This window comes from Sphingopyxis selenitireducens (assembly GCF_051550705.1).
GTDB lineage: Bacteria > Pseudomonadota > Alphaproteobacteria > Sphingomonadales > Sphingomonadaceae > Sphingopyxis.
The window spans coordinates 337,328-359,375 of record NZ_JBPULG010000005.1; the positions used below are offsets into that span (position 1 = coordinate 337,328).

Below are 22,048 nucleotides of genomic sequence, written 5' to 3' on the forward strand. Positions count from 1 at the left end.
CCGGGCGATCGGCAATGTCATGGCGCCGGGCGGCTCTGAAACGCTGGAAAAGGTGATCGGCGCGGTCGGCGGTGCTGTCGGGGACGTGCAACCTGAACGCAAAAACGCGCGCAGCAAATAATTTACTCCATGTGCCGGCAGGCCCGGAACTATCTCGCAGCCGGCGCGTATTTCACATGCAAGCTCGGGTCCCAGGACCCGACTTCAGGAAAGCCCCGCAGCCCTGTGCAGCGGGGCTTTACCTTTATTTGCGCTTCGCAATGCGTATATCCCGCTTCCCACTTTGTTAACTTTCGAAAACTAGGCTGAAGCGTGCGGGATTTCAGGAGGTCCGGCCGCGATGGGCGGAACCGGTCCCTCCGGTGGGCGGTAATTCTCGGCAAGGAGCTGAGCGATGTCGACCCCGGTTAAATATTCACCCGATGCGATCGAGATCGAGCTGATCCGAAGCCTGTACGACGGATTGCTACCGTCACTCGTCATGTCGGTTGGCTTCCTCCTTTGCGGCGCACTGATCATCAAGCAATCGGGCGATTTGCTGATCACCGGGCCCTATGCGGTGGGCGTCCTCGCGTCGATCGCACGCCTGCTCATCGCCTGGCGCGATGCACCGAGCGCGGATAATCCTGCTATCACTCTCGGAGGAGCACGGCGGCTCGAGCGGCGCTACGCCGCAAGCTATATCGTTTTTGCTGCCATGCTCGGATTCTTTGCGGCCCGGGGCCTTGCCCTCCCGGATCCGGCCATCGACAAGCTCGCCATCTGTCTCGTCATCGGCTACGCTGCGGGCGTCGCTGCCGGAACGAGCCTTCGCCCGCGCATTGCAGTTGCTTCGCTCCTCCTTGCCGTCATGCCGCCCGTCGTCACGATGCTGGGTGCCGGAAAGCCCCTTCACATCGCGACCGCGCTGATGACGGCCGCCTTCCTCGCCGGCGGCATCTTCAGCTTGCGAAAAAGGCACGCTCGCGCCCTCGACGATATCGGTCGCCGGCTCACCTTCGCCTCGCTCGCGCGCAGCGATGGCCTCACCGATCTGCCCAACCGGCTGGCGCTTCGCGAATGGTTCGACCGGAATGTTCGCGACGCAAAGCTTCGTCCGATCGCGCTTCATTGTCTGGACCTTAACGGGTTCAAGCTGGTAAACGATAACTTCGGCCATCCCGTCGGTGACGAATTGCTCACCGCGGTTGCGAAAAGGATTTCGGGAACCTTGCGCGAGGGCGACCTCGCCGCGCGTCTGGGGGGCGACGAATTCGTAATAGTCCAGCTTCAGATCGACAATTCCGACGAGGCCTATATGCTCGCAGAGCGCATCGCGGCCTCGATTGCTCGGCCCTTTGCCATCGGTAGCCATGATGTCCGCGTTTCGACATCCATCGGTTACATCGTCTGCGAGGACCTATCGCGCGACCTCGAACAACTGATCAGCTTAGCCGACGAGGCGCTCTACACGGCAAAGCGAAGCGGCCGCAGCATCTGCCGATATCAGGACGCCGCCAGGGTGCGGGCAGCGGCATAAAACAGGCGGGTGTTGCAACGTCCGCGTACGCAGCGCGTTGGTGCTTCGAGGGGATGTAAGGACCACCGATGCTCCGTATTCTTCTACTTCTGACCTCCGTTTTCGCGATCGGAGTGGTCACCCTCTCGCTCCAGTCCTGCGGTAGCGAGCCGGTCGAGGCCGCGCCGGCAAAGGCAACGACAAGCTCGCTCGTCACGTTGCCCGATGGATCGACCATGGCGGCGGCAACGGGATCGCTAACGCGCAGGATGGGCGACTGGCTCGCGACGCGCGATGGTCAGAGTAAGACATTTCTGTTCCAGGGCTTCGACGAAGACAGACCCGAACTGACCAGCGCGGGGCTCGGCCGCGCGGCTGACCTCGCCACCGTCCTGCGCGCGGCTCCGGCCGCGACGATCAAAATAGCGGGCGACGAAGCCCAGATCCGCGTTCTGGCCCATTTTCTCGAAGACCGGGGCATCACAGCGGAACGGATGACAATTGTTCCGGCGGCCGGGATCGGAACCGCCATGCTGACGCTCCGTCGCGGCTCGACGACTCCACTGTTGACGGCAAAATCATGAAGCTCCGAATGAGCGGAAGCGCGCCGAATTAGACGGCCAAATCCTTGAACCACTGCGCGTAAGGCGTGTTGACCGCCATGTGGCGATTATAGTCGGGGGCTCCATCGCCCCACCAGACCGGTCCGCGCTCACCGAGCGCGCGCTTCGTGCGGTCCACGGTTGAGCGTGCCCGGCGCAAAGCGACGCCATCCTTGCATGCCAGTGCGACCTTCACGCTCCGACGGGCGGCCATCAATTCGAAAATCAGTCCTTCGCGCTTGAGAGGGGCCAGCGAAGGGTCCGACATGCGCCACAGCCGGCCGCGGATCACGAAGTAGCGGCCGTCGGGGGTAACATCCAGCTTGTCAGAACGTTGGTCAGACACGGTCAATATCAGAAGAGGATGTCATTATCGCAAGAGAACCTAGTCGTGTGCCGGCGATCGAGTGTTGATCGCCGGCACCCGTGAGGATGACCAAGTTGAAAACGTCGGCCATCCCGGAAACTCAGGGCAATGTGCGGCGCCCGCGCCCGAAGACGAAAGCGACGATGAAGAGGACGACGCCGATCACGAGCAAAATCTTGGCGAAGTCGGCCGAAAGACCGGCGATGCCACCGAAACCGAGAAGCGCCGCAAGGAGCGCGACGACAGCGAAGATGATAGCCCATCTGAACATGATAATTCTCCCGTCTGGACGCAGTCCGCCTTACGCCCGACCGCATTTGCGAAGAGACGTGGAAAGCTGCGCCAATTTATCCGTGGTGGATGCCCGGTTAACGCTGACTCCCCTCGAAAGTTCCTTGCCAGGCAAGCATCTCTACCCCCCGAATAACCTGTGTTAATCCGAAAAATTTCTTGGGAACGCTTGCCGATACCGGTGCGTCTTTTTGGGTTGTGAGAGCCTCGATCTGCCCTGGCAGATGGCTAATCGAAGACACGGTGTCGACAGGATCGCGGCACAGACGGGTGCAGATTTCTAGCGCCCTCTGGGCCGGGCCGCAGCTCCCGCGCGGCCCGGCTTCGCGAGCCTCTTCAATCGGGAGAATGTAATGGCGGACGACAAGAAGCTGATGGGCGCCCCAGATAGCGATCGGATCAGCCTTTCCGAAGAATATGAGATGCGCGACTGGATGGAGCGTTTGGGCGTGGGCGAAGAGGAACTGCGCGAGGCGGTCGATGCCGTCGGCAACAGCGCGGGCGCAGTTCGCGCCTATCTGAATAACGGCCGATGACCTCGGACGCTGCCGCCACGGCGCCGGTCGAGCGGATCGCCCGTGTCCTTGCCGGGCATGAGCTTAGCCGGAACAGCGAAGGAGAGCTGCAGTCCGCGGCGGCTGCGGTGAATCCGATGTGGCCGGTCTATACCGCCGCAGCACTCGCTATCCTCAAGACGATGCGGTAGCCGAGCGGCCGCATGCTGGCTGTCGGGGATACCAGCGTATGGGAGCGGATGATCGTTGCCGCGATTGAGGCGATCTTGGAGAGCCGATCGTTCAGGCCAGCGACACGCGGCCGGTGGCAAGACCTTATATGCCCATCACCACCGAACTATCCTGGGAGCAGCTCGCGATCTATGCGGCCAGCGCCGCGCTGCTTCTGATCCTGCTGTTCAAAATCCCCTATGTCGGCCCCGTGCTGCGCGGCCTATTCTCCTTCACGCTTCTCGCCTTCGCAATCTTTTTCGTCCTCCAGCAGGCCCTCTTCGACCCGAACCTTGGCCGTCTCACCTCGTCGATCGGCCTCGGCCGACAACAGGTTGTTGGCGGTGAGGTGCGCATTCCGATGGCTCGCGACGGTCATTTCTGGGTCGAGGTCGAGATCAATGGCGTAAAGGGGCGAATGCTTGTCGACAGCGGCGCCAGCCTGACGGTCCTTTCGCAAGAGACAGCCCGCGCCGCAGGGGTCGAAGCTGATGGGGCGCTGGTGCCGCTTCTGATGCAGACCGCGAACGGAACGGTGCGTGTCGAGGCGGGAACGGTGGATGCGCTCACGATCGGTGCGATCGAGGCCCAGCGGCTCAAGGTCGTGATCTCGCCCGCGCCCGGAAATACCGACGTCCTCGGAATGAATTTCCTGTCCGGTCTCGCGGCCTGGCGCGTCGAGGGGCGAACGCTCATTCTTGTTCCGCGAGCCCCCGAGACCGCCTCTTGATGAGGAGCGGGAGGCACACCACATGCTCATCATCGTCAACAAGCGAAAGGAGGTGGTCGAATGTCTCATTGTCAATTGCCGCGTGCGGCGAAGTTCATGAGCTTGGCCTCCGCCACGGATGGTCGGCTCGACTGAGCCATGCCGCCAGGGCTGACAATGGAAAGGCCGTCCCGAGAGGGGCGGCCTTTCACATATCGTCACCGCGCAGATTCGCCTTTGTTCTATTTTTGTTCTATCGTTCTCCGCCGACTCGTAGCGAAGGACCGACCATGGGTGACATAATCCAACTCGACCAACTTGAAGTCCGCCGCCGCGTCAGCGGCGCCGCGCCCGTCAACGATCTTTTCGCCCCCGGCGGCTTTCTCGCCGCGGTCAATGCCGTCCATGTCACCGGCGCGCATCTCGCGCGTGCGATCGAGACGATACGGCATATCCAGGTGAGGAGCCTGAGCGATATCGCCGAGCACGGCCGCCTGCTCGAGCACTTCGCGCACGAGCAGGGGCTCGGCGACCATGGCGGTGCTGCGCTTCACGCGCGCGTGATCGCCCTCGATCGCTGGGCGCAGGCGTTCGACCCGCTCGGTGAAAGCGATATCAGCGGCTTTTACGCCGCCGGTGGCAGCGCCCCGCTCGTCGAAACGGAGGCCGGCCTCGGCTTCGAGCCGGCGGGATTTGCGCAGCAGGTCGAAAAATGGACGAAGATCTTCGCCTGACCCCCGAGAGATGAGCCGCCTCTACGCCCTTGCCGCCACCGCTTCGAACGTCGCTGATCATTTCAGCGCGGTGGGCTTCACCGATATCGCGGTGCCCTCCGAGACGATCGAAGCGCTTCCCGGCCTCGTCGTCCACGAAACGAACAGCCGCCGGCAGCTGCGCCAGATGCACTGGGGCTTCCCGCGCCTCACCCGCGAGATGCGGCTGCGCGGCGATCCGCCGGGCCGCATCGGCCTCGTCGCCGATCTCACCAACCCGATGTGGGAAGGTCTCGTCGTCGAGCCCAGATATCGCTGCCTCATCCCGCTCACCCACTTCGCGAACCCGAACGGCTCGCCGGGAGAGAAGACACGAAGCTGGTTTTCGGTCGAAGGCCAGCCGATCATCGCTTGGGCGGGCTTCGCCAAGAACACCGCCGAGATGGGTCCCGTCTATGCCGGCATGACGATGGACGCGAACGAGCTGGTACGTCCGTACAACGACCGTATGCCCGTTCTCCTCATGCCCGATGAATATGAGCGCTGGATCCACGGCTCGATCAAGGACGTCATCGGCTTCCAGTTCCGGCCCCCGCCGCCGGATGAAAATTTCATCGTCGAACACACCGACGATCTTTGGCGCAGCGGCAAGCTCCCGCCGAGCGCACGGCCCCAGCAAGCCCTGCTCTAGCAATTCCCCTTCCCGCCCGCGCCCTTCCTTCCCGGTTCGATGCTGATAGACTGACGCCCATGTGCAATCTCTACACCGAGCGCAAAAGCGCCGCCGAGGTCGCGGCGCATTTCGGCGTCGATCTGCCCGTGCAGGCGTTCAACAGCGCCGAGGACGTCTATCCCGGTTATTCGGGGATGGTCGTCCGCGAAGAACAAGGAAAGCGCCGCCTCCAGTCGATGACCTGGGGTTTCCCGCGCCATTCGACGAGCAAGAAGACGGGTTTGCCCAACAAGCCGAGCCCGACGAACAATGCGCGCGACGACCAGCTGTTCAACCCTTATGGAATGTGGAGCGAATGGTTCGCTCGGCCCGCGCATCGCTGCCTGATCCCGTTCACCGCCTTTGCCGAGGCCGTCGGTGAAACAGGCGCAATGACCAAGACCTGGATCAGCGTCACCGATCAGCCGCTTGCAGCCTGGGCGGGCCTGTGGCGCCCCACCGACGAATGGGGCGACGCCTATACCGGCGTGATGGTCGATGCGACCGAGGAGCTGCTCGACATCCACGACCGCATGCCGGTGATCCTCCGTCCCGAAGATCATGAGACCTGGCTGCACGCGCCCGCCGACGTGGCGATCGGGCTCGTGAGCAAATATCCCGGCGACCGCCTCGTCGCCGAGCATAGCAAAGATCCGTGGAGCAACCGCGGCAAGGCATCGCCGCCGCCGCCCGAAATGCCGACGCTGTTCTGATGCTCACCGATGACCGACATCTCTGGGCCTGCGCGCTCGCCGTCGAGAAGCAGCATGGCGCGGGCGCGCCGCGCTTCGTCGCGACACGCATCGGCATGCTCGCACTCGCGGGCGACGATGCGGGGGTCAAGCGCTGGAAAGCGATCGCCGCAAAGATGGACGCACTCGCAAGGCCATGAAACACAGTCCGGTCAGCAAAAGCGCGGCGGCGCAAGCCGATCTGTTCGGCCGCGCCCTTCTTCCCGGTCTGGCAGCGGCGGAAGCCTTCGTCACGGAAGCCGAGGAAGCCGCACTCATCCCCCATATCGAAAACGCCGGGCTCGAGACCTTCAAGTTCCAGCAATGGGAGGGCAAGCGCCTCACCCGTTCGTTCGGCTGGAGCTATGATTTCCAGACCGGCACTTTCGCTCGCGCCGAGCAGATCCCCGAGTGGCTCGCGCCGATCGCCGCGCGCGCCGAGCGCTTTGCCGATCTGCCGCAGGGCGCCCTCGCGCAGGCGCTGCTGATTTCATACGGTCCCGGCGCCGGCATTGGCTGGCACAAGGACCGGCCCGTCTTCGAGCATGTCGTCGGCATTTCGCTGGGAGCCGAGGCGGCGATGCGTTTCCGGCGCCGCAGGCAAGACGGGTTCGACCGCTTCGCGCTGCCGCTCGCGCCCCGCTCGATCTATCGTCTCTCTGGTGAAGCGCGGCACGACTGGGAGCATAGCATAGCGCCGATCGAGGAGGCGCGCTGGTCGATTACCCTCCGCAGCCTCTTCGAACGATCGCGATAGCGAAGGGCGATGTTCGCTCCTATAGAACCCGTCCGGTCGGCGAGGGGCCGACCGCATAAGGGAGATATTGAATGAACCACGCCGACCTTTCGGACGCAGTTGCCACGACGCTCGGAACCAGCAAGGCCGATGGTAAGAAGGCCGTCGACGCCGTGTTTGCCGCGATCGCCGACGCCGCCGCCAAGGGTGAGGAAGTTTCGGTGAACGGCTTCGGCAAATTCAAGGTCAAGGAAAGCTCTGCGCGCGAGGGCCGCAACCCTTCGACCGGCGCAACCATCCAGATCGCAGCGTCGAAGAAGCTTGGCTTCGGTGCCGCGAAGGCGATCAAGGACCGCCTCAACGGCTGAGCTCCGACCTCAGGCGCCGAAGGTCACACGGCCTTCGGCGTCGATCGGCCAGTCGGGATTCCAAGCGATTTCCCAAGCGTGATCGTCGGGATCGGCGACATAGCCCCGATAGCCGCCATGCGGCGGCGCATCGCCCTGCCGCAGCACCCGCCCGCCGCTTCCAGCGCCGCGATCACCGCATCGACCTCTTGCGCCGACCCGACATTGTGCGCGAGTGCGAAGGACCTTGGGCCGCCGAACGAGGTGCGCGTCATGTCCTCGGCAAGCTTTGCCTCAAGCCATGTGCCGAGGACCAGGCCGTTCATCTGGTAAAAGGCGATCTCGTCGTTTGCGAACACGGGCGTCCAGCCGAAACCTTCGCTGTAGAAACGTCGGGACCGGACCAGGTCCCCGATCCCGAGCGTGACGACTGCAATCTGCTGCTGCATCCACCTGTCTCCAATTTCTTTTTGTCGATAGCGACAGAAGGATCGCGCTCGTTCCCGCACCTCCCCGAGGGGCTCATCCCCGGCGTCGTTACCCCTCGGACAGCTGGCAAAAACAAGCGACCCGACCCCGGCCCTAGAAATCGCCGAGAGCTGGAAAGAAATCTGGGTTAAGTTGATCCAGAACAACACGATATCTTACTTTGTTCGCAACATATTTCAGTCCTCGCGCATTCCTGCTTTGCCTCGTCTCTCGCCCTGGTTCCCGGGAGACGAGGTTCCCCGCCTCGATACACCTGATGCCCACGTAGAGGTTGAAAGCACCCGTCGTCGCGGCCAGAAGCGCCCCATGAACCAAAGCATCCTCTTCGCTGCCGCCTCTGTCCTTTCGCTCAGCGCGTGCGCCGGAGCCGGGCAAGCCCCGCCGCCCTCTACCAGCGCGGCCTCGAACGACCGGCCGCTCTTACTGACGACTTGGAATCTCGAATTTCTCGCCGAGCGCAACGGCGACGGGTGCCAACCGCGAACCGACGCCGACTATGCCGCGATGCGGCAGATCGCCGACAGGCTCAATTCCGATGTGATCGCGTTTCAGGAGGCCGAGAATATCGCGGCGGCACAGCGCGTGTTCGATCCTGCCCGCTACGCAATCGTCATGGAGGAACGCGCCGGCGCGCCGGGCGGAACCTGCAGCGGCGATCACAAGTCGCAGCGGGTGATCCGGCAGGCCGTCGGCTTCGCCATCCGGAAGACGATCGCCTTCGACCGCCATGCCGATGTGACCCGCCTGATGCTTGGCAATCCCCAACTGCGCTCGGCGGTCGATATCACCCTGCGACCAGAAGGCGCGCGGCCGCTGCGCCTGCTTTCGATCCACCTGAAGTCGGGCTGTTTTGCCGGAGACAGCGCCAAGGCGTGCCCGATCCTTGCCGAGCAGATTCCGGCGCTCGAGGCCTGGGTCGATGCCGCCGCCGAAGCGCCGGTGCGTTTCGCAGTCCTCGGCGACTGGAACCGCAGGCTCGGCGTTGAGGGCGACCGCGTCTGGACCGAGATCGACGATGGCGCGCCCGCGAACGCCGACCTCCGTCTCGCCGACGCCGGGGCGGCGCCGAAATGCGATCCCCGCTACGACAGCTTCATCGATCATATCGTTCTCGACCGGCGAGCCGGCGCGGATATGCTCGGCTTTGCCGAGACGCTCTACGGGGATGGCACCAAGCATTATTCCGACCATTGTCCCGTATCGGTGACGATGGCGCGGTGACGGAAAGAACGACCATGGACAAGGACCTTGTCGAAGCGCTTGAATTTCTGCTCGGCCGCGATGACGACGGCGCCTTGTTCGATCGCGAGGCTCCCGAGGGAGGATATCGCTCTCAGGGTCTCGAGAATGCGCTGAGGACGATCCGCCGCAAGCTTCGCGCCCGGCACGATTGACGTCGGCGGCATCGAAGCTGGCTCGAAGGGCCTAAAAAACCGCACTCTTGCCAGAGCCGCAACCGGGGCGGCGTGCGCGCGGGCGCGGCGGGTCGGACGCGCAAGGCCGGGGCCGGAGCCGCGCGCAGCGCGGCTTGCCCGCCGCAAAAGCGCGCGCCCGCGCCGGCAAGAAGCGAGGCAAGTGTGCATGCGCGGCCGGATATCCGTGCGATCCCTGGCCGAGCCTGCGAGGCCAGAGCGCGCTCAACAGATGCCGCGCTCAGTCTCGCCCGACCCAGTCTCCGCTCAAAGCTCCGACGATGGAGACACCGTGCACTGGGCGAGGATGATCTGCCAGCGGCCGCCCTGCTGCTTCCAGAGCCGAAGATAGGCGAATGCCCCGAAAAAGGCGGCGCCATCATAGGTGCCCGCGACGTCGGCCGTCACGATCACGCTCGCCAATTCGCCATGGGCCCGGATGATGCGGTCGCCTCGAAAATCGAGTGAACTGAGGTCGAGGAGTCCCGAGCGGTGCGCCGCGATATCGTCGCCCCGCGATCGCCTGATCCCCTGTTGATCGATGAAGATCATCTCGTCTGCGAGCATCCGCTCCAGCGCTTCCACGTCGCTGGCGAGCATGGCAGCCCGAAGCTCTTCCTCGCACGTCGCAATCGCCTCGATCAGCTGCATCTCGACCAACTCCCGTTACCGCCGCTGCGCCGCGCGGACGCGGGCCTCTGCTTCTTCCGCTCTAGCGGCCGACAAGTACGACCGGCAAATATTGCAGGACGATGCCAAGTCCGCCGAACGCCAATGCTAGCAATCCGGCGCGCTGGCGCCAGCGGCCAAAGTGATCTTGGGGAACGTCCCGCAAGACCGTGGCTCCCAGCCACGCGACGCCACCGAGAATGGCCAAGGTAAAAAGCGATGCCGCGACGCGCACATCGCTTGCGCCGCCCCCGAACTCGGCAAGGAGATAGAGAAGGAAAAAATGCACGGCCCACAGGATGAGACCGCCCATCATGATGAGCCAGCTCTTCACCCGCCAGCGCCGACCAAGCGCGAGACGAGCGCGCCGGTGGCCCCCTGCGCCGCAGTGTAGACGAGAAAGAGCATCGCGAGATCGATGCTGTTGTTCCTCGGCTGAACGATAAGGCCGCGCACACCGCGCGCAGCGCAATAGAGCGCCATCAACACACCGATCGCCGCAGCGCAGGCCTGAAGCGCAAGCAGCGCATAAGCGACGGCCCCCTGCCCGCTTGCGGTCGGACCAAGCCCGCTGGCCGACCAGCTTACATAGTCGAGGCCCAGCGCGGCGCTTGATGCCGCCGCCGAGACGAGGAGCGCTAGCACCGACCAGAGTGTCGAACGCTGGAGAGCCGGGCGCGCCGCCAGTGCGAGCCAGATTGCCGCAGCGTAGAGCGAAAGGATCGATGCCGCCTCGCCGAGGGGCGGTGGCGGGTGCCAGAAGCCAGGCTGGTTCGACGACAGGAAGGCAAGGCTGAACAGCGCCATGAGAAAGATCATTCCCATCACGACCAGCAGGATGATCATCGCCCACCAGCCATGGCTCGAGGGTCCGGTGACATAGGTGGGCACACGGATGTCGGCGCCGATGTCGACACCCTCGATCTCGACCGGGCGGTCGGTTTCCCAAAGCCAACGCAGAACGGAGATCACCGCCAGGGCGCCGCTAACCCATGCAAAAAGATAGGCCTGCACGGTCAGCGCGAGGAAGAAGCCTGCAGTAAAGATCGCGGCGGCGAATGGCCATGGCGACGGCCCCGGCATGATCTGCAGATATTGGGGCTCGGCGAGCAGCGGGCTGGTGACGATCGTCTCGCGAAGCCCCGTTGCCGAGCGCGGCAGGAAATAGCGCCCCTTCTCGACCTTATCTGCGAGCGCGGGATCGTCCCATAAAGGCTCGCGGCTCGTCACGACCGGGATCGAGCGCGTCGAATAGAGTTCACTCGGCAACCATTCGAGCGTGCCGCCGCCATAGACATTCCCCGCATTTCCGTCGCCCGGCGCGAGCCGGAAATTGCGCGCGAGGTCGACAAGGAAGAGGAGCACGCCGAGCGCGAGCATGAAGGCGCCGATCGTCGAGATCAGATTGGGCAGTTCGATCCCCTGCCCCGGCAGGTAGGTGTAGACGCGGCGCGGCATGCCCTGCAGCCCCGCGAGATGCATCGGCAGGAAGGCGACATTCATGCCCACGAACATCAGGGCGAACACCCATTTTGCGAGCCGCTCTGACAGAGCGCGCCTGCTCACCATCGGAATCCAGTAATAAAAGGCTGCAAAAAGCGGAAAGACCATGCCGCCGATCAGGACATAATGGAGGTGCGCGACGATGAAATAGCTATCGTGCGCCTGCCAGTCGAACGGGACCATCGCTACCATCACGCCGGTCAGGCCGCCGGTCACGAAGATGACGATGCTTCCCATCACGAAGAGGCCCGGCGCGTTAAACTTCGGCTTGCCGATCGCGAGCGTCGCGATCCACGAGAAAACCTGGATGCCCGCCGGCACGCTCACCGCCATCGAAGCAGCGGAGAAGAAACCCGTCGTCATCGGCGGCATGCCGGTGGTGAACATATGATGCGCCCACACGCCGAAACTGATGAAACCCGTCGCGATCATCGCCAGGACGATCAGCCGGTAGCCGACGAGCTTCTCGCCCGCGACGGTCGCGACGATCATGCTCATCATCCCGGCGGCGGGAAGGAAGATGATATAGACTTCGGGGTGCCCGAAAAACCAGAAGAGATGCTGCCAGAGCAAGGGATCGCCGCCGCGCGTAGCATCGAAAAAGGGCCAGTTGAATGCCCTCTCGATCTCAAGCAGCAAGGTACCGAGGATGATGCTCGGAAAGGCGATCACAATCATCACCGCGAAGACGAGCATCGCCCAGGCGAAGATCGGCATCCTGTCGAGGCGCATGCCCGGCGCGCGCGTCCGCAGCACGCCGACGATGATCTCGATCGCCCCTGCGATCGCGCTGATCTCGATGAAGCCGATGCCGAGCAGCCAGAAATCGGTGTTGATCCCCGGCGAATAGGCCTTCGAGGTCAGCGGCGGATACATGAACCAGCCGCCGTCGGGCGCGAGCCCGACGAAAATCGAAGCGAAAAAACAGAGACCGCCCACGGCATAGGCCCAGAAGGCGTAGGCGGAAAGCCGCGGAAACGGCAGATCGCGCGCCGCGAGCATCTGCGGGAGGAGCAGGACCCCCGCCGCCTCCACCGCAGGTACCGCGAAGAGGAACATCATCACCGTGCCGTGCATGGTGAAGAATTGATTATAAGTGCCTTGCGGCAGGATTTCGAGCATCGGGGCGGCGAGCTGCGCGCGCATGAACAGCGCGAGCACCCCCGCCATCAGGAAGAAGAGGAAGGCGGTTCCAAGATAATAAATGCCGATATAATTATTGTTGACCGCGAAGAGATATTCCCAGCCCTTGGGCTTGCACCAGATACGCCGGAGCTCTTCCTCCTCCTCTTTCGGCCGCTCGCCCTTGGTCGGGAAGCGCTCGTACAGCGCGGGATCGAACCCTGTTTCCGACCTCATTTGCGCGCGACCATATAGGCGGTGAGCGCCTGCAATTCCTCGCCGCCGAACTGGTGATAGGCGGGCATGCGGTTCGCGGGCTTGATCGCCTGGCTATCGGCGATCCACCCCGCCATCGTCCCCGGATTATTGGGCAATATGCCCGCGCCCAGCGTCTTGCGCGAGCCGACATGGGTCAGGTCGGGGCCTGCGAGCCCGCGTGCGGGCGTGCCGCGGATCGTATGGCAGGCGGCGCAGCCGCTCGACAGAAAAAGCGCGAGCCCCTCGCCGCCGGCGCCTTCCGCGGGGCGGCGCGAAGCCTGCCAGCGCGCAAAGTCCGCAGGGGTGTGCGCTACGACAACGAACCCCATCAGCGCGTGCGGGCCGCCGCAATATTCGGCGCATTGGCCTTTGTAGACGCCCGGTGCATCCGCCTCGATCAGCAGGCGATTGGTGCGCCCCGGGATCATGTCCATCTTTCCTCCGAGCCGCGGTACCCAGAAGCTGTGAATGACGTCCGCCGCCTCGAGTTCGAGCAGGACCGGCCGTCCGACGGGGATGTGGAGTTCGTTCGCATCGCGCAACGTCTCGCGGCCTTGGCCATCCTGGTAATGAACCCGCCACCACCACATCTCGCCGATGATCTTGACGCGCATCGCGCCTTCGGGAACCGCAGTCGCCGACAGCGAGCTTGTCAGCAGCAGGCCGCACACAAGCAGGCCTGTAAGCACAACCGACGGAAAGGCAAAACCGAGGATCCAGATCGCCTTCTCGCCGCCGAGCCGGGCCTTGAGACGGGGCGAACCGCGCAGTGCGATCCAGAGCGCCGCGAGCACGATCGCCAATATGACGGTTCCGCCCGCGAGCAGCACCCAGGCGAGAAGCGTAACGGGCTCCGAATAGGGACCGGCGGGATCGAGCACGGCGGGCGGCCAGCCACCGGGAGAAAGCGTACGGTCAGTCATCGAGGCTCAGGAGCCAGACGGCGATATCGTCGGCCTCCGATGGTCGCATCGGTATCGCGGGCATCGCGGTGCCCGGCACCACAGCCGGCGCATCGCGCAAGAAGGCGGCGAGATGCTGCGCGCGATTTGGCAGGCGACCGGCGATCAGCGGGCGCGCACCGAAGCCCGCGAGCGGCGGTCCCACGCGCCCTTTCGGCCAGGCAAGTCCGGGCATGGCATGACAGGCGCCGCAACCGGGCCGCGCTGCCGCGTCGCTGCCGCGCGCGATGGCGGCCGTGTCGGCGGGTGTCGTTTCGACCGGGGCGGGCGCGCAGGCACCGAGCAGCATCAATACCGAAATCGCAGCGCCCCCTTTCATAGCCGTTCACCGTCCTCGTTTCAGTTCGGGAACCACCTCGCGCGGTCATTGGTTCCCGAAGCGTGCGCAAAGCCCCTCTTCTCCTCCTGCTCCTCCTGCCCGCGTGCCATGCGCCCGCACCGCCCGACCGCTTTCGCGCGACGGGCGAGACGATTGCGATGAGCGGCGGCGACGCGGGCGCCAAGGCCGCCTGCTTCACCTGCCACGGGCTGAAGGGCGAAGGCGACGGGCGCGACGCGCCACGCCTCGCCGGGCTCGATGCGGGCTATCTCCACCGGCAGCTCGACGATTATGCGAATGGTCGCCGGGAACATGCCGCGATGCGCGAAATCGCCCGCAAGCTCGGCGACGGCGACCGATCGAAGGTATCGGCTTACTACGCTTCGCTACAGCCAACAGCGTGGCCGGTTGAAGCGCCTAACCCGGCGGGCGGCCGCATTTACGATGAAGGCGATCCAGCCCGCGGCCTCCCCTCCTGCGCCTCATGCCATGGTGAGAGCGGTGCGGGCGATGCGGCCAACCCGCCGCTGGCCGGCCAGCCCGCCGCCTATATCGCGGGCCAGCTCGCCGCATGGCGCGCAGCAAAGCGCAACAATGATCCGCTAGGCGAGATGCGCCGCGTCAGCCGCCTTCTTTCACCCGCCGAGATCGAGGCGGTGTCGCATCATGTGGCGTCGTTTCCGCCCCGTCCTCCGGAAGCTCGGGCAACATCCCCCGCAGCACATCGTGCCGATCCCAGAAATGATGCTTCAGCGCCGCGCCCACATGCATCGGGATCATCGCGACAAGGAGAATGATCAGGAGCGCGTGGATGCCCTCGGCCCAGTCGAGTATCCACCATTGCCAGCCCTTGTCCAGACTGTCGAAGGGCATGTGCGGCCAGGGCACGATTCCCGCCACCTCGAGCGGTTCGCCGCCGACCACCGACCACATCGCCCAGCCCGAGAGCGGCAGGCCGAAGAAACAGACGTAAAAGAGGATGTGCGTCACATAAGCCGCGACCGTCTGCCAGCCGAGACGGTCGGCATCATTGACCGGTCCCGGGACGATCATCCGCCAGATCGCGCGCAGCGCAGCGAGCACGAGCATCAACAGGCCGAGTTCGGCATGAACCCGAAACGCCTCCAGCTTGTCGCCGCCCGCATCGATACGGCTCATCCGCCAGCCCCAGCCGAGCTGGAAGAGGATGAGCGCGGCCATCGTCCAGTGGAAGATCTGCCCGACCGGCGAATAGCGTCGGTCGGCGGCATAGCGTGCCGCCCACGCCTGGATCGCCTCGATCATCCCGCCACCCGGCGCGGCTCGCCGAGCAGGTGCCAGCCGGTCCACAATGCCGCGCCAAGATAGAGGGCGGCGGCCGGCGCCCACATGATGAGCCCTGCAAGCTGCTGGTCCTCGAGCGGCTCCAGCCCCCAAGCCATCGTCGTAGCCAGATGGGGCAAATACAGCGTTGTGCCCGCGAAGGTGATGAGCGCGCCGATCAGCCCCATCTGCACCATCATGACAAGCAGGAGACCGATCGCGAGCGGCGGCGAGGACGATCGGAGCGAAGCCCAGAATCCGAGCGCGGTCGCGAGCAGCGAAAGCTGCATCAGCCAAAAGACACCGTCATGAGCCAAAGCATAGGCATAGGGCGCGGGCGCATGCCAGATCCAGAAGGCGAGAATATGCGCGGCAGCCCAGAGCGTTGCGCCGCCACGCGGCCGAAGTCGCGGCAGGCCGAGCGCTAGAAGCGGAGCCGCAACCGCGGTCAGCACGATATGGTGCGCGACGCGTACCGAAAAGAGCGCCGACGACAGGGCGCAGAGCGGCGAGACGAACAACACGGCGACCAGTCCGAACCCGAACCAGAAAGGGCCCGCGGCTTGCCGTCGCACCGCGATCAGCGCTGCGATACCCAGCGCTAGCAGCAGCCAGGGATCGAGATTCCAGCGCATCATCCAGTCGGCCGGGATCGGCGCGGGACCGCAATAGGGAATCGAGGCAGGATCCATCGATTTGCCAACGTCGCGCCCTAGGCGCGGGTTCCGGGAAACCATTCAGCGGTCGGCGCATTATGCAGACGGGGGCCAGCATGGAGATCAATATGGCCACGGCCCCATCGCCTCGCATCGACCCGGCCGAGCGCCGGCGCGTACCCCACCCGCTTCACGCCATCCTGCTTGCGTTCCCCGTCGCCCTGTTCAGCTGCGCGCTCCTTTCTGACATCACCTATCTCAAGAGCGCCGAGATGCAGTGGAGCAATTTCTCGACCTGGCTGATCACCGGGGGGCTGATATTCGGTGCGCCCGTGCTGCTCTGGGCGGTTATAGCGTTCGTCCGGGGCCGAAAGGGAGCGACGAGCACGCCCGCCCTCGCCTATTTCCTGCTGATCCTCGTCATGTGGATCGCGGGGCTCGTCAACGCCTTCAAGCATAGCCAGGATGCGTGGAGTTCGGTCGGCGCCACGGGCGTGACACTTTCGGTCGTCTCCACCCTTGCAGCCATTGCCGCCGCCTGGATCCTTCACGCCGCAAAGGAGCCCCGCGCATGACCCGCCCGACATCTCTCAGCCTCGTCGCCGCGGCGGCCATGGCCGCGGCGCTCGCAGGCTGCGGCAAAGGCGGCGAAAAGCTCGACCAGACGGGCGCCAGCCCGAGCCTCCCGAAGATCGACGAGACGCTCGTGCCGCCTATGAAGATCGCGAGGCCAGCGGGCTGGAACGGCGAGCTTCCGACCGTTCCCACCGGTTTTACGATCACGCCGGTCGCGACGGACCTCAAGATTCCGCGCCAGATTCTCATACTTCCCAATGGCGATATTCTTGTCGCCGAAGGGTCCGGCGGCCATGCGCCGAAGCTCCGGCCGAAGGATGTGATCGCGGGCTATATCAAGAGCCTCGGCAAATCGTCGGTCAAGGGCGGCGACCGCATCACCCTGCTTCGCGACGCGGACGGCGACGGCAAACCCGAGCTTCGCACCAGCTTCATCAAGGATCTCGACGCACCCTATGGTCTCGCCCTCGTCGGGAACAGCCTCTATGTCGCCAACCAGGGCGCGCTGCTTCGCTTCGCCTATACGCCGGGCGCGGAGAGCATTGCCGGCAAGGGCGAGGAGGTCACGAAGCTCCCGGCCGCGATCAACCATCACTGGACCAAATCGCTCGCGGCGAGCGCGGACGGCACGAAGCTCTATGTGGGTATCGGCTCGAACAGCAATATCGGCGAGCGCGGAATAAGCGCAGAGGAGGACCGCGCCGTCATCTGGGAAGTCGATGCCGCGACCGGTGCGAGCCGCATCTTCGTCTCGGGCATCCGCAACCCGACCGCCCTCGCCTTCGAGCCGGCCTCGAACACTCTCTGGGCGGTAGTGAACGAACGCGACGAGCTTGGTGCCGAGCTCGTCCCCGATTATCTGACCTCGGTGCGCGAGGGCGCCTTTTACGGCTGGCCCTACAGCTATTGGGGAGGTCACCCCGATCCGCGCGTCCATCCGCAAAAGCCCGAGCTCGTCAGGACTGCGGTCACCCCCGATTATGCGCTGGGCTCGCACGTTGCGCCGCTCGGGCTGAGCTTCGCGACCGAAGGCGGTCTCCCGGGCTATGAGGCGGGCGCCTTCGTCGGCGAGCATGGCAGCTGGAACCGCCAGACCTTCGCGGGCTACAAGGTGAGCTTCATCGCCTTTGCGAACGGACGCCCCGCAGGCAAACCCAAGGATCTCGTGACCGGCTTCATCAAGGACGGTAAAGCGCGCGGCCGCCCGGTCGGCGTCACCTGGGACCCGGCGCGCGGCGAGCTCTGGATCGCCGACGATCTTTCGAACACGGTGTGGCGCGTCACCGGCCCACGCGCGCTCGCGATGCGATCGCCGGTCTCCCCGGCGGCCGGCCAGAAATAATCAGCTGGCGCCGCCCGGCTTGAAGCGGATCACACGCCAGACATAATAGGCAAAGAGCGCCGCCATGATCGCGGTGCTCGCCGGACCGACCATTTTTTCGACGCCCTCGAAGCGCTCGGCGAGCAGATAGCCCGCGACCGCGAGCGCCGCGGTCCAGACACCTGCGCCGAGCGCCGACAGCAGCAGGAACCGCGTCGGCGGCATCGCGAAAATGCCGGCGGGGATGGAGATGAGGGTGCGAAGACCGGGTATGAGATGGGCGAGCGGTACCGCCCATGTGCCGTGGCGGCAGAACCAGCGCTCGATCCGCGCGATATCGTCGCCGTTCAGGGTGATCCAGCGCCCATGGCTATCGGCCCAGCGGCGAAGCCGCTCATCGCCGATCCTGCGCGCGATCATGTACCAGAAGAGCGCGCCGAGCAGGGTGCCGGCAAGTCCAGCAGCGATCACCAGCGGCAGGCTGTAGCGTCCATCGGCAGCCCCGAAACCCGCGAGCGGCATGATGACCTCGGACGGAATCGGCGGGAAGACATTCTCGAGAAACATGAGGAAGACGATGCCCGCATAGCCCATCGTCTCGACGAGGTCGGTGATCCAGTCGGTCATGCGGCGGCTCCCCGATCGGCATTCCCGCGGACGATGCGCACCGGCACCGATTTGGCGGCGGGCACATGGCTCTCCTCGGCATGATGCTCGAGCGGCATGAGGAGATTGCATTCGGGGTAATAGGCGCCGAGGCAGCCGCGCGGAATCGCATAGGGGGTCGCGATCAACCCATCGCGTCGGCGGCGCCTGCCGTCGCCCGCGTCGCTTTCGAGCGCGACGATTTCTCCTTGGGCAATCCCCGCCTCCGCCATGTCCTCGGCGTTGATGAACAGCACGTCGCGCGTTCCCTTCACACCGCGGAAGCGGTCGTGATAGCCGTAGATCGTTGTGTTGAACTGGTCGTTCGACCGCAGCGTCGTCAACCGGAACCGGCCCGGGACATCGGTAAAGCCCGCTGCGGAGAGGCCCGAGGGCGTATGGAATTCGGCCTTGCCGCTCTTCGTTTCCCAGATGCGTTCGGCCGCCTTGTTGCCCTTCCAGAAGCCGCCGGGCGTGAAGAGCCGCTGTTCATAGTCAGCGAAGATGTCGGGATAGGTCTCCGCGATCGCCGCGCGGATGCGGCTGTAGTCGGCGACCCATGCATCCCAGTCGAGCCGGGGGTTTGTCGGCACGATGCGCTTCGCGATTGCCGCGACGATCGCGGGCTCTGACAGGAGATGCGGGCTCGCGGGCGGCATCTTGCCGCGCGAGCCGTGAATGCAGCTCGTCGAATCCTCGACCGAGACGGCCTGCGGCCCGCTCGCCTGCAGGTCGCGCTCGATCCGGCCGAGGCATGGCAGCAGAAACGCCTGCTTCCCCGGAAAGAGATGATTGCGGTTGAGCTTGGTCGCGATCTGGACCGAGAGCTCGAGGCGCGGCCAGGCCGCTTCCATTGCTTCGGTCTCGGGCACCGCGCGCAGGAAATTGCCGCCGAGCCCGACGAACGCCTTCACCGACTCGTCGATGATGCCGCGGCAGGTGCCGACGGTGTCGAGCCCCTTCTTGCGCGGCGCGGAGAAGCCATATTGCGCCTCGAGCCGGTCGACCGGCACGAGTTCGGTCTTTTCGGTGATACCGACGCTGCGCTGCCCCTGCACGTTCGAATGGCCGCGCACTGGTGTGGGCCCTGCGCCGGGCCTCCCCACATTGCCGCGCAGCAGCAGGAGATTGACCACCATGCGGACATTCTCGACGCCCTTCACATGCTGCGTCAGCCCCATGCCGTAGATCGCCATGACCGCGCCGGCACCCGCATAGACGCGCGCCGCCGCCTCGAGGTCGGCGCGCCGCAGGCCGGTCTCGGTTTCGATGTCGTTCCACTCGGCCGCCCGCACCGAAGCGGCGAATTCGTCGAACCCGGCGGTGTGCGCGGCAAGAAAATCATGGTCGAGCACCGCGGACTTACCGGCGGCCCGGGCCTCCTGGTCCCATCGGAGCAGATATTTGGCGATCCCCGTCATTGCAGCAATATCGCTGCCCGCCCGCAGCTGATGATATTGGGTCGAGATCGCCGTTTCCTTGAGCGTCAGCATCTCGGCCGGGTTCTGGGGATCGGTGAAACGTTCGAGCCCGCGCTCGCGCAACGGGTTGAAGGTCACGATCTCGACGCCGCGCTTTCGGCAGGCGCGCAGATTATGGAGCATGCGCGGCGCGTTCGAGCCGACATTCTGCCCGAAGAAGAAGATCGCGTCGGTCTGCTCGAAATCCTCGATCCGCGTCGTGCCGACTGGCACGCCGAGCGCCGCCTTAAGCCCGACCGAGGTCGATTCATGACACATGTTCGAGCTGTCGGGAAGATTCTGGTTCCCGTACATCCGCGCCATGAGACCATACATATAAGAGGCCTCTAGACTGGTGCGGCCCGAGGAATAAAAGGCGACCGCGGCGGGATCGAGCGGGCGCAGCGCGGCGCCGATCGCGTCGAACGCCTCATCCCAGCTGCAGCCGATATATTTGTCGGTCGCGGCATCGTAGCTAAGCGGGTGCGTGAGCCGCCCCTGCTGTTCGAGGTCGTAATCCGTCCAGCCGCGAAGCTCCGACAGGCTATGCGTCTCGGAAAAGGTCGGCGTCGTGCGGCGGCGCGTCAGCTCCCATGCGGTCGCCTTCGCACCTTCCTCGCAGAATTCGGCGGGATGATGATCGGCGGGCTTCGGCCAGGCGCAGCTCACGCACATGAAGCCTTGCGGCTTGTTCTGGCGCAGCAGCTCGCGATATCCGCGCGCATCGACACGCTCGCGGGTCAGGATATCGGCGAGCGAACGCACCGATCCCCAGCCGCCCGCAGGTCCGGCGAAGCTGTAGACATGAGGCCGGTCGCCGCGCTGCGCCATCGTCAGACCGGGACCCGCGACGGTTCATGATAGGGGCACGCGTTGAAGGCGGCGCGAAAGTCGGCGCTGTGCCGGTAGGGATCGCGCCGCGCACGATTGATATTGCCGAGCGGCCGGTGCGCCTCGAGACCGGTCCAGACCGAGAAGCGCATCGCCTCATCGACATGCGAACGGCGCGCAGCGTCCCAGCTGTCCTGCGCGCGGGCGCGAAGAAGTGCGACGCGCCGGAACGGAAATTCGTCCTCGTCCCATTCGACCGACGCATCCTCGACCGGTTGCTTGGCAAGATCATGGCAAAGCTGAACCCTAAATTCCCAGAGGGCGTCGAAGCCCGAAAGCTCGCTGCGCAGTTCCTCGCGGATGGCATCCTCGCGACCCGCGACATCGATCGTCCTGCCGGTCAGCGCCTTCATTTCGGGAGCGAGCGGCGCGAGGCTGAACTTTGCGATATAGTCCCCAAAGCGGAAGGCCGTCGCCGAATAATAGGTTTCGCCGAGCGGCTCGCTGTTGGGCGCGCCGCCGAGCGTGTCGACCGCGGCGGGCGCATCGAGACCGACCGCGGCATAGGCATGATGCACGCCGCGCAGCGCCGCCGAGATGACTTTCTTCGTGCCCTCGAGCCTGTCGGTTGTCTTGGCGAGCAGCTTCAAGTTCGCGAGGAATTTGTCGGCGGTCTTCGCCTGGAAGATCTTGCCGTTGACGAGGATGAAATCCTGCGCGCTACCTTCGGCGCCCGCCAGCCGCGCGCCTTGCGCATCCTCGACCTTGATCGCGATCCCGCGCGGCAGGCTGATCGTATCGGGCAGGATGTCGCCGGCATTGGTCGAGATGCGGATCCACGCGCGATGCGCGCCCGGCACCGCGAACAGGCCCTGCGCCAGCTCCCCAGGAAGGCCCTCGTCGACGATGAACTCGGCCTCGAGGATCGCATGCGCCTTGGCATGGACCGCCCGCACGGCGTGACCATAATCTTCCGACGTCTTCTCGAGGATCGTATCGAACGCCGCGTTGATCCCGGCGATCGTCTCGGCCTCGTCGGGCAGAGGGGTCTCGATGGCGGGGGCGTAGCGCACAGGACTGGACATTATCGCT

At 64.8% G+C, this 22,048-nt stretch carries 29 protein-coding genes and 1 pseudogene; 16 read left to right on the plus strand and 14 right to left on the minus strand.

Going from position 1 to position 22,048, the window contains the following annotated elements; genetic code table 11:
* Nucleotides 1–394 precede the first annotated feature (394 nt).
* Both ACSYDV_RS17660 and ACSYDV_RS17665 read left to right on the plus strand, forming a co-directional pair.
* Nucleotides 395–1,519, plus strand: coding sequence for a diguanylate cyclase domain-containing protein (locus ACSYDV_RS17660; protein WP_438325136.1), 1,125 nt, complete (start codon nucleotides 395–397; stop codon nucleotides 1,517–1,519).
* Nucleotides 1,520–1,587: 68 nt separating this feature from the next.
* Nucleotides 1,588–2,082 carry an OmpA family protein gene (locus ACSYDV_RS17665; RefSeq protein ID WP_438325137.1) on the plus strand — a complete coding sequence of 165 codons (495 nt, stop codon included), beginning with the start codon at nucleotides 1,588–1,590 and terminating at the stop codon, nucleotides 2,080–2,082.
* A gap of 28 nt (nucleotides 2,083–2,110) precedes the next feature.
* Here ACSYDV_RS17665 and ACSYDV_RS17670 read toward each other — a convergent pair whose 3' ends face one another.
* Together ACSYDV_RS17670 and ACSYDV_RS17675 are read right to left on the minus strand one after the other, a co-directional pair.
* Nucleotides 2,111–2,446 carry a hypothetical protein gene (locus ACSYDV_RS17670; protein WP_438325138.1) on the minus strand — a complete coding sequence of 112 codons (336 nt, stop codon included), beginning with the start codon at nucleotides 2,444–2,446 and terminating at the stop codon, nucleotides 2,111–2,113.
* A 121-nt stretch (nucleotides 2,447–2,567) separates the two neighbouring features.
* Complete coding sequence (locus ACSYDV_RS17675) at nucleotides 2,568–2,738, minus strand: DUF1328 domain-containing protein (RefSeq protein WP_438325139.1); 171 nt, start codon at nucleotides 2,736–2,738, stop codon at nucleotides 2,568–2,570.
* A gap of 373 nt (nucleotides 2,739–3,111) precedes the next feature.
* Between ACSYDV_RS17675 and ACSYDV_RS17680 the strand changes: the two genes are divergently transcribed.
* The 9 genes from ACSYDV_RS17680 to ACSYDV_RS17720 all read left to right on the plus strand — a co-directional run bounded on the left by ACSYDV_RS17680 (nucleotide 3,112) and on the right by ACSYDV_RS17720 (nucleotide 7,452).
* Complete coding sequence (locus ACSYDV_RS17680; protein ID WP_438325140.1) at nucleotides 3,112–3,294, plus strand: DUF3606 domain-containing protein; 183 nt, start codon at nucleotides 3,112–3,114, stop codon at nucleotides 3,292–3,294.
* Nucleotides 3,291–3,464, plus strand: coding sequence for a hypothetical protein (locus tag ACSYDV_RS17685; protein WP_438325141.1), 174 nt, complete (start codon nucleotides 3,291–3,293; stop codon nucleotides 3,462–3,464). The genes ACSYDV_RS17680 and ACSYDV_RS17685 overlap by 4 nt, the downstream gene beginning before the upstream one ends.
* A gap of 128 nt (nucleotides 3,465–3,592) precedes the next feature.
* A complete protein-coding gene (locus ACSYDV_RS17690) occupies nucleotides 3,593–4,213 on the plus strand; it encodes a retropepsin-like aspartic protease family protein (protein WP_438325142.1) in 621 nt (206 codons plus the stop codon).
* A gap of 269 nt (nucleotides 4,214–4,482) precedes the next feature.
* Entirely contained in the window at nucleotides 4,483–4,926 is a 444-nt protein-coding gene (locus ACSYDV_RS17695; protein ID WP_438325143.1) for a hypothetical protein, read from the plus strand.
* Between the two features lie 10 nt (nucleotides 4,927–4,936).
* Nucleotides 4,937–5,596, plus strand: a complete 660-nt coding sequence (locus ACSYDV_RS17700; protein WP_438325144.1) for an SOS response-associated peptidase family protein — start codon at nucleotides 4,937–4,939, stop codon at nucleotides 5,594–5,596.
* Nucleotides 5,597–5,655: 59 nt separating this feature from the next.
* Entirely contained in the window at nucleotides 5,656–6,330 is a 675-nt protein-coding gene (locus ACSYDV_RS17705) for an SOS response-associated peptidase (protein WP_438325145.1), read from the plus strand.
* Nucleotides 6,330–6,509, plus strand: a complete 180-nt coding sequence (locus ACSYDV_RS17710) for a DUF6961 family protein (RefSeq protein WP_438325146.1) — start codon at nucleotides 6,330–6,332, stop codon at nucleotides 6,507–6,509. Before ACSYDV_RS17705 ends, ACSYDV_RS17710 begins: the two co-directional genes overlap by 1 nt.
* Nucleotides 6,506–7,105, plus strand: coding sequence for an alpha-ketoglutarate-dependent dioxygenase AlkB (locus tag ACSYDV_RS17715; protein ID WP_438325147.1), 600 nt, complete (start codon nucleotides 6,506–6,508; stop codon nucleotides 7,103–7,105). The genes ACSYDV_RS17710 and ACSYDV_RS17715 overlap by 4 nt, the downstream gene beginning before the upstream one ends.
* A 71-nt stretch (nucleotides 7,106–7,176) precedes the next feature.
* Nucleotides 7,177–7,452, plus strand: a complete 276-nt coding sequence (locus ACSYDV_RS17720; RefSeq protein WP_438325148.1) for an HU family DNA-binding protein — start codon at nucleotides 7,177–7,179, stop codon at nucleotides 7,450–7,452.
* 23 nt (nucleotides 7,453–7,475) lie between these two features.
* Here ACSYDV_RS17720 and ACSYDV_RS17725 read toward each other — a convergent pair whose 3' ends face one another.
* Nucleotides 7,476–7,880 carry a VOC family protein gene (locus ACSYDV_RS17725; protein WP_438325149.1) on the minus strand — a complete coding sequence of 135 codons (405 nt, stop codon included), beginning with the start codon at nucleotides 7,878–7,880 and terminating at the stop codon, nucleotides 7,476–7,478.
* A gap of 346 nt (nucleotides 7,881–8,226) precedes the next feature.
* Here ACSYDV_RS17725 and ACSYDV_RS17730 point away from each other — a divergent pair, with 346 nt between their 5' ends.
* Together ACSYDV_RS17730 and ACSYDV_RS17735 are read left to right on the plus strand one after the other, a co-directional pair.
* Nucleotides 8,227–9,141 carry an endonuclease/exonuclease/phosphatase family protein gene (locus ACSYDV_RS17730; protein ID WP_438325150.1) on the plus strand — a complete coding sequence of 305 codons (915 nt, stop codon included), beginning with the start codon at nucleotides 8,227–8,229 and terminating at the stop codon, nucleotides 9,139–9,141.
* Nucleotides 9,142–9,155: 14 nt separating this feature from the next.
* Nucleotides 9,156–9,314 carry a hypothetical protein gene (locus tag ACSYDV_RS17735; RefSeq protein ID WP_438325151.1) on the plus strand — a complete coding sequence of 53 codons (159 nt, stop codon included), beginning with the start codon at nucleotides 9,156–9,158 and terminating at the stop codon, nucleotides 9,312–9,314.
* 285 nt (nucleotides 9,315–9,599) lie between these two features.
* Here ACSYDV_RS17735 and ACSYDV_RS17740 read toward each other — a convergent pair whose 3' ends face one another.
* The 6 genes from ACSYDV_RS17740 to ACSYDV_RS17765 all read right to left on the minus strand — a co-directional run bounded on the left by ACSYDV_RS17740 (nucleotide 9,600) and on the right by ACSYDV_RS17765 (nucleotide 14,479).
* Nucleotides 9,600–9,983: a nuclear transport factor 2 family protein gene (locus tag ACSYDV_RS17740; RefSeq protein WP_438325152.1), complete on the minus strand. Its 384-nt coding sequence runs from the start codon at nucleotides 9,981–9,983 to the stop codon at nucleotides 9,600–9,602.
* 61 nt (nucleotides 9,984–10,044) lie between these two features.
* Complete coding sequence (locus tag ACSYDV_RS17745) at nucleotides 10,045–10,335, minus strand: hypothetical protein (RefSeq protein ID WP_438325153.1); 291 nt, start codon at nucleotides 10,333–10,335, stop codon at nucleotides 10,045–10,047.
* Complete coding sequence (locus ACSYDV_RS17750; RefSeq protein WP_438325154.1) at nucleotides 10,332–12,863, minus strand: cbb3-type cytochrome c oxidase subunit I; 2,532 nt, start codon at nucleotides 12,861–12,863, stop codon at nucleotides 10,332–10,334. Before ACSYDV_RS17750 ends, ACSYDV_RS17745 begins: the two co-directional genes overlap by 4 nt.
* A complete protein-coding gene (gene coxB, locus ACSYDV_RS17755; protein WP_438325155.1) occupies nucleotides 12,860–13,807 on the minus strand; it encodes a cytochrome c oxidase subunit II in 948 nt (315 codons plus the stop codon). The genes ACSYDV_RS17750 and coxB overlap by 4 nt, the downstream gene beginning before the upstream one ends.
* Nucleotides 13,800–14,165: a c-type cytochrome gene (locus ACSYDV_RS17760; protein WP_438325156.1), complete on the minus strand. Its 366-nt coding sequence runs from the start codon at nucleotides 14,163–14,165 to the stop codon at nucleotides 13,800–13,802. The genes coxB and ACSYDV_RS17760 overlap by 8 nt, the downstream gene beginning before the upstream one ends.
* A gap of 20 nt (nucleotides 14,166–14,185) precedes the next feature.
* Nucleotides 14,186–14,479, minus strand: a complete 294-nt coding sequence (locus tag ACSYDV_RS17765; protein WP_438325369.1) for a hypothetical protein — start codon at nucleotides 14,477–14,479, stop codon at nucleotides 14,186–14,188.
* Here ACSYDV_RS17765 and ACSYDV_RS17770 point away from each other — a divergent pair.
* Nucleotides 14,375–14,782: pseudogene (locus ACSYDV_RS17770) on the plus strand (c-type cytochrome); the annotation flags it as partial. The gene ACSYDV_RS17765 and the pseudogene ACSYDV_RS17770 sit on opposite strands and share 105 nt — an antisense overlap.
* Before the next feature lie 4 nt (nucleotides 14,783–14,786).
* Here ACSYDV_RS17770 and ACSYDV_RS17775 read toward each other — a convergent pair.
* A complete protein-coding gene (locus ACSYDV_RS17775) occupies nucleotides 14,787–15,449 on the minus strand; it encodes a cytochrome b (RefSeq protein ID WP_438325157.1) in 663 nt (220 codons plus the stop codon).
* Nucleotides 15,446–16,159: a cytochrome c oxidase assembly protein gene (locus ACSYDV_RS17780; RefSeq protein ID WP_438325158.1), complete on the minus strand. Its 714-nt coding sequence runs from the start codon at nucleotides 16,157–16,159 to the stop codon at nucleotides 15,446–15,448. The genes ACSYDV_RS17775 and ACSYDV_RS17780 overlap by 4 nt, the downstream gene beginning before the upstream one ends.
* A gap of 92 nt (nucleotides 16,160–16,251) precedes the next feature.
* Between ACSYDV_RS17780 and ACSYDV_RS17785 the strand changes: the two genes are divergently transcribed.
* A complete protein-coding gene (locus ACSYDV_RS17785) occupies nucleotides 16,252–16,698 on the plus strand; it encodes a DUF2231 domain-containing protein (protein ID WP_438325159.1) in 447 nt (148 codons plus the stop codon).
* Nucleotides 16,695–18,041, plus strand: coding sequence for a PQQ-dependent sugar dehydrogenase (locus ACSYDV_RS17790; protein WP_438325160.1), 1,347 nt, complete (start codon nucleotides 16,695–16,697; stop codon nucleotides 18,039–18,041). Before ACSYDV_RS17785 ends, ACSYDV_RS17790 begins: the two co-directional genes overlap by 4 nt.
* On the opposite strand, the gene ACSYDV_RS17795 is transcribed toward ACSYDV_RS17790, so the two are convergent.
* From ACSYDV_RS17795 to ACSYDV_RS17805, 3 genes are read right to left on the minus strand one after another with little or no spacing between them, the layout of a single operon-like run.
* Nucleotides 18,042–18,647 (minus strand): DedA family protein, encoded by a 606-nt coding sequence (locus tag ACSYDV_RS17795; protein ID WP_438325161.1) that lies wholly within the window; start codon nucleotides 18,645–18,647, stop codon nucleotides 18,042–18,044. It abuts the gene before it with no gap.
* Complete coding sequence (locus ACSYDV_RS17800; protein WP_438325162.1) at nucleotides 18,644–20,956, minus strand: FdhF/YdeP family oxidoreductase; 2,313 nt, start codon at nucleotides 20,954–20,956, stop codon at nucleotides 18,644–18,646. The genes ACSYDV_RS17795 and ACSYDV_RS17800 overlap by 4 nt, the downstream gene beginning before the upstream one ends.
* Nucleotides 20,957–20,958: 2 nt before the next feature.
* Nucleotides 20,959–22,041: a catalase family protein gene (locus tag ACSYDV_RS17805; RefSeq protein WP_438325163.1), complete on the minus strand. Its 1,083-nt coding sequence runs from the start codon at nucleotides 22,039–22,041 to the stop codon at nucleotides 20,959–20,961.
* Between the last annotated feature and the right edge of the window lie 7 nt (nucleotides 22,042–22,048).

Bases quoted from the DNA above. Each gene is read 5' to 3' on its own strand.
- ACSYDV_RS17660 (WP_438325136.1), top strand. From the start codon at position 395: ATGTCGACCCCGGTTAAATATTCACCCGATGCGATCGAGATCGAGCTG.
- ACSYDV_RS17665 (WP_438325137.1), top strand. From the start codon at position 1,588: ATGCTCCGTATTCTTCTACTTCTGACCTCCGTTTTCGCGATCGGAGTG.
- ACSYDV_RS17675 (WP_438325139.1), bottom strand. From the start codon at position 2,738: ATGTTCAGATGGGCTATCATCTTCGCTGTCGTCGCGCTCCTTGCGGCG.
- ACSYDV_RS17680 (WP_438325140.1), top strand. From the start codon at position 3,112: ATGGCGGACGACAAGAAGCTGATGGGCGCCCCAGATAGCGATCGGATC.
- ACSYDV_RS17685 (WP_438325141.1), top strand. From the start codon at position 3,291: ATGACCTCGGACGCTGCCGCCACGGCGCCGGTCGAGCGGATCGCCCGT.
- ACSYDV_RS17690 (WP_438325142.1), top strand. From the start codon at position 3,593: ATGCCCATCACCACCGAACTATCCTGGGAGCAGCTCGCGATCTATGCG.
- ACSYDV_RS17695 (WP_438325143.1), top strand. From the start codon at position 4,483: ATGGGTGACATAATCCAACTCGACCAACTTGAAGTCCGCCGCCGCGTC.
- ACSYDV_RS17700 (WP_438325144.1), top strand. From the start codon at position 4,937: ATGAGCCGCCTCTACGCCCTTGCCGCCACCGCTTCGAACGTCGCTGAT.
- ACSYDV_RS17705 (WP_438325145.1), top strand. From the start codon at position 5,656: ATGTGCAATCTCTACACCGAGCGCAAAAGCGCCGCCGAGGTCGCGGCG.
- ACSYDV_RS17710 (WP_438325146.1), top strand. From the start codon at position 6,330: ATGCTCACCGATGACCGACATCTCTGGGCCTGCGCGCTCGCCGTCGAG.
- ACSYDV_RS17715 (WP_438325147.1), top strand. From the start codon at position 6,506: ATGAAACACAGTCCGGTCAGCAAAAGCGCGGCGGCGCAAGCCGATCTG.
- ACSYDV_RS17720 (WP_438325148.1), top strand. From the start codon at position 7,177: ATGAACCACGCCGACCTTTCGGACGCAGTTGCCACGACGCTCGGAACC.
- ACSYDV_RS17725 (WP_438325149.1), bottom strand. From the start codon at position 7,880: ATGCAGCAGCAGATTGCAGTCGTCACGCTCGGGATCGGGGACCTGGTC.
- ACSYDV_RS17730 (WP_438325150.1), top strand. From the start codon at position 8,227: ATGAACCAAAGCATCCTCTTCGCTGCCGCCTCTGTCCTTTCGCTCAGC.
- ACSYDV_RS17735 (WP_438325151.1), top strand. From the start codon at position 9,156: ATGGACAAGGACCTTGTCGAAGCGCTTGAATTTCTGCTCGGCCGCGAT.
- ACSYDV_RS17740 (WP_438325152.1), bottom strand. From the start codon at position 9,983: ATGCAGCTGATCGAGGCGATTGCGACGTGCGAGGAAGAGCTTCGGGCT.
- ACSYDV_RS17750 (WP_438325154.1), bottom strand. From the start codon at position 12,863: ATGAGGTCGGAAACAGGGTTCGATCCCGCGCTGTACGAGCGCTTCCCG.
- coxB (WP_438325155.1), bottom strand. From the start codon at position 13,807: ATGACTGACCGTACGCTTTCTCCCGGTGGCTGGCCGCCCGCCGTGCTC.
- ACSYDV_RS17760 (WP_438325156.1), bottom strand. From the start codon at position 14,165: ATGAAAGGGGGCGCTGCGATTTCGGTATTGATGCTGCTCGGTGCCTGC.
- ACSYDV_RS17765 (WP_438325369.1), bottom strand. From the start codon at position 14,479: ATGTTCCCGGCGACCATTCGCATAATCGTCGAGCTGCCGGTGGAGATA.
- ACSYDV_RS17775 (WP_438325157.1), bottom strand. From the start codon at position 15,449: ATGATCGAGGCGATCCAGGCGTGGGCGGCACGCTATGCCGCCGACCGA.
- ACSYDV_RS17780 (WP_438325158.1), bottom strand. From the start codon at position 16,159: ATGGATCCTGCCTCGATTCCCTATTGCGGTCCCGCGCCGATCCCGGCC.
- ACSYDV_RS17785 (WP_438325159.1), top strand. From the start codon at position 16,252: ATGGCCACGGCCCCATCGCCTCGCATCGACCCGGCCGAGCGCCGGCGC.
- ACSYDV_RS17790 (WP_438325160.1), top strand. From the start codon at position 16,695: ATGACCCGCCCGACATCTCTCAGCCTCGTCGCCGCGGCGGCCATGGCC.
- ACSYDV_RS17795 (WP_438325161.1), bottom strand. From the start codon at position 18,647: ATGACCGACTGGATCACCGACCTCGTCGAGACGATGGGCTATGCGGGC.
- ACSYDV_RS17800 (WP_438325162.1), bottom strand. From the start codon at position 20,956: ATGGCGCAGCGCGGCGACCGGCCTCATGTCTACAGCTTCGCCGGACCT.
- ACSYDV_RS17805 (WP_438325163.1), bottom strand. From the start codon at position 22,041: ATGTCCAGTCCTGTGCGCTACGCCCCCGCCATCGAGACCCCTCTGCCC.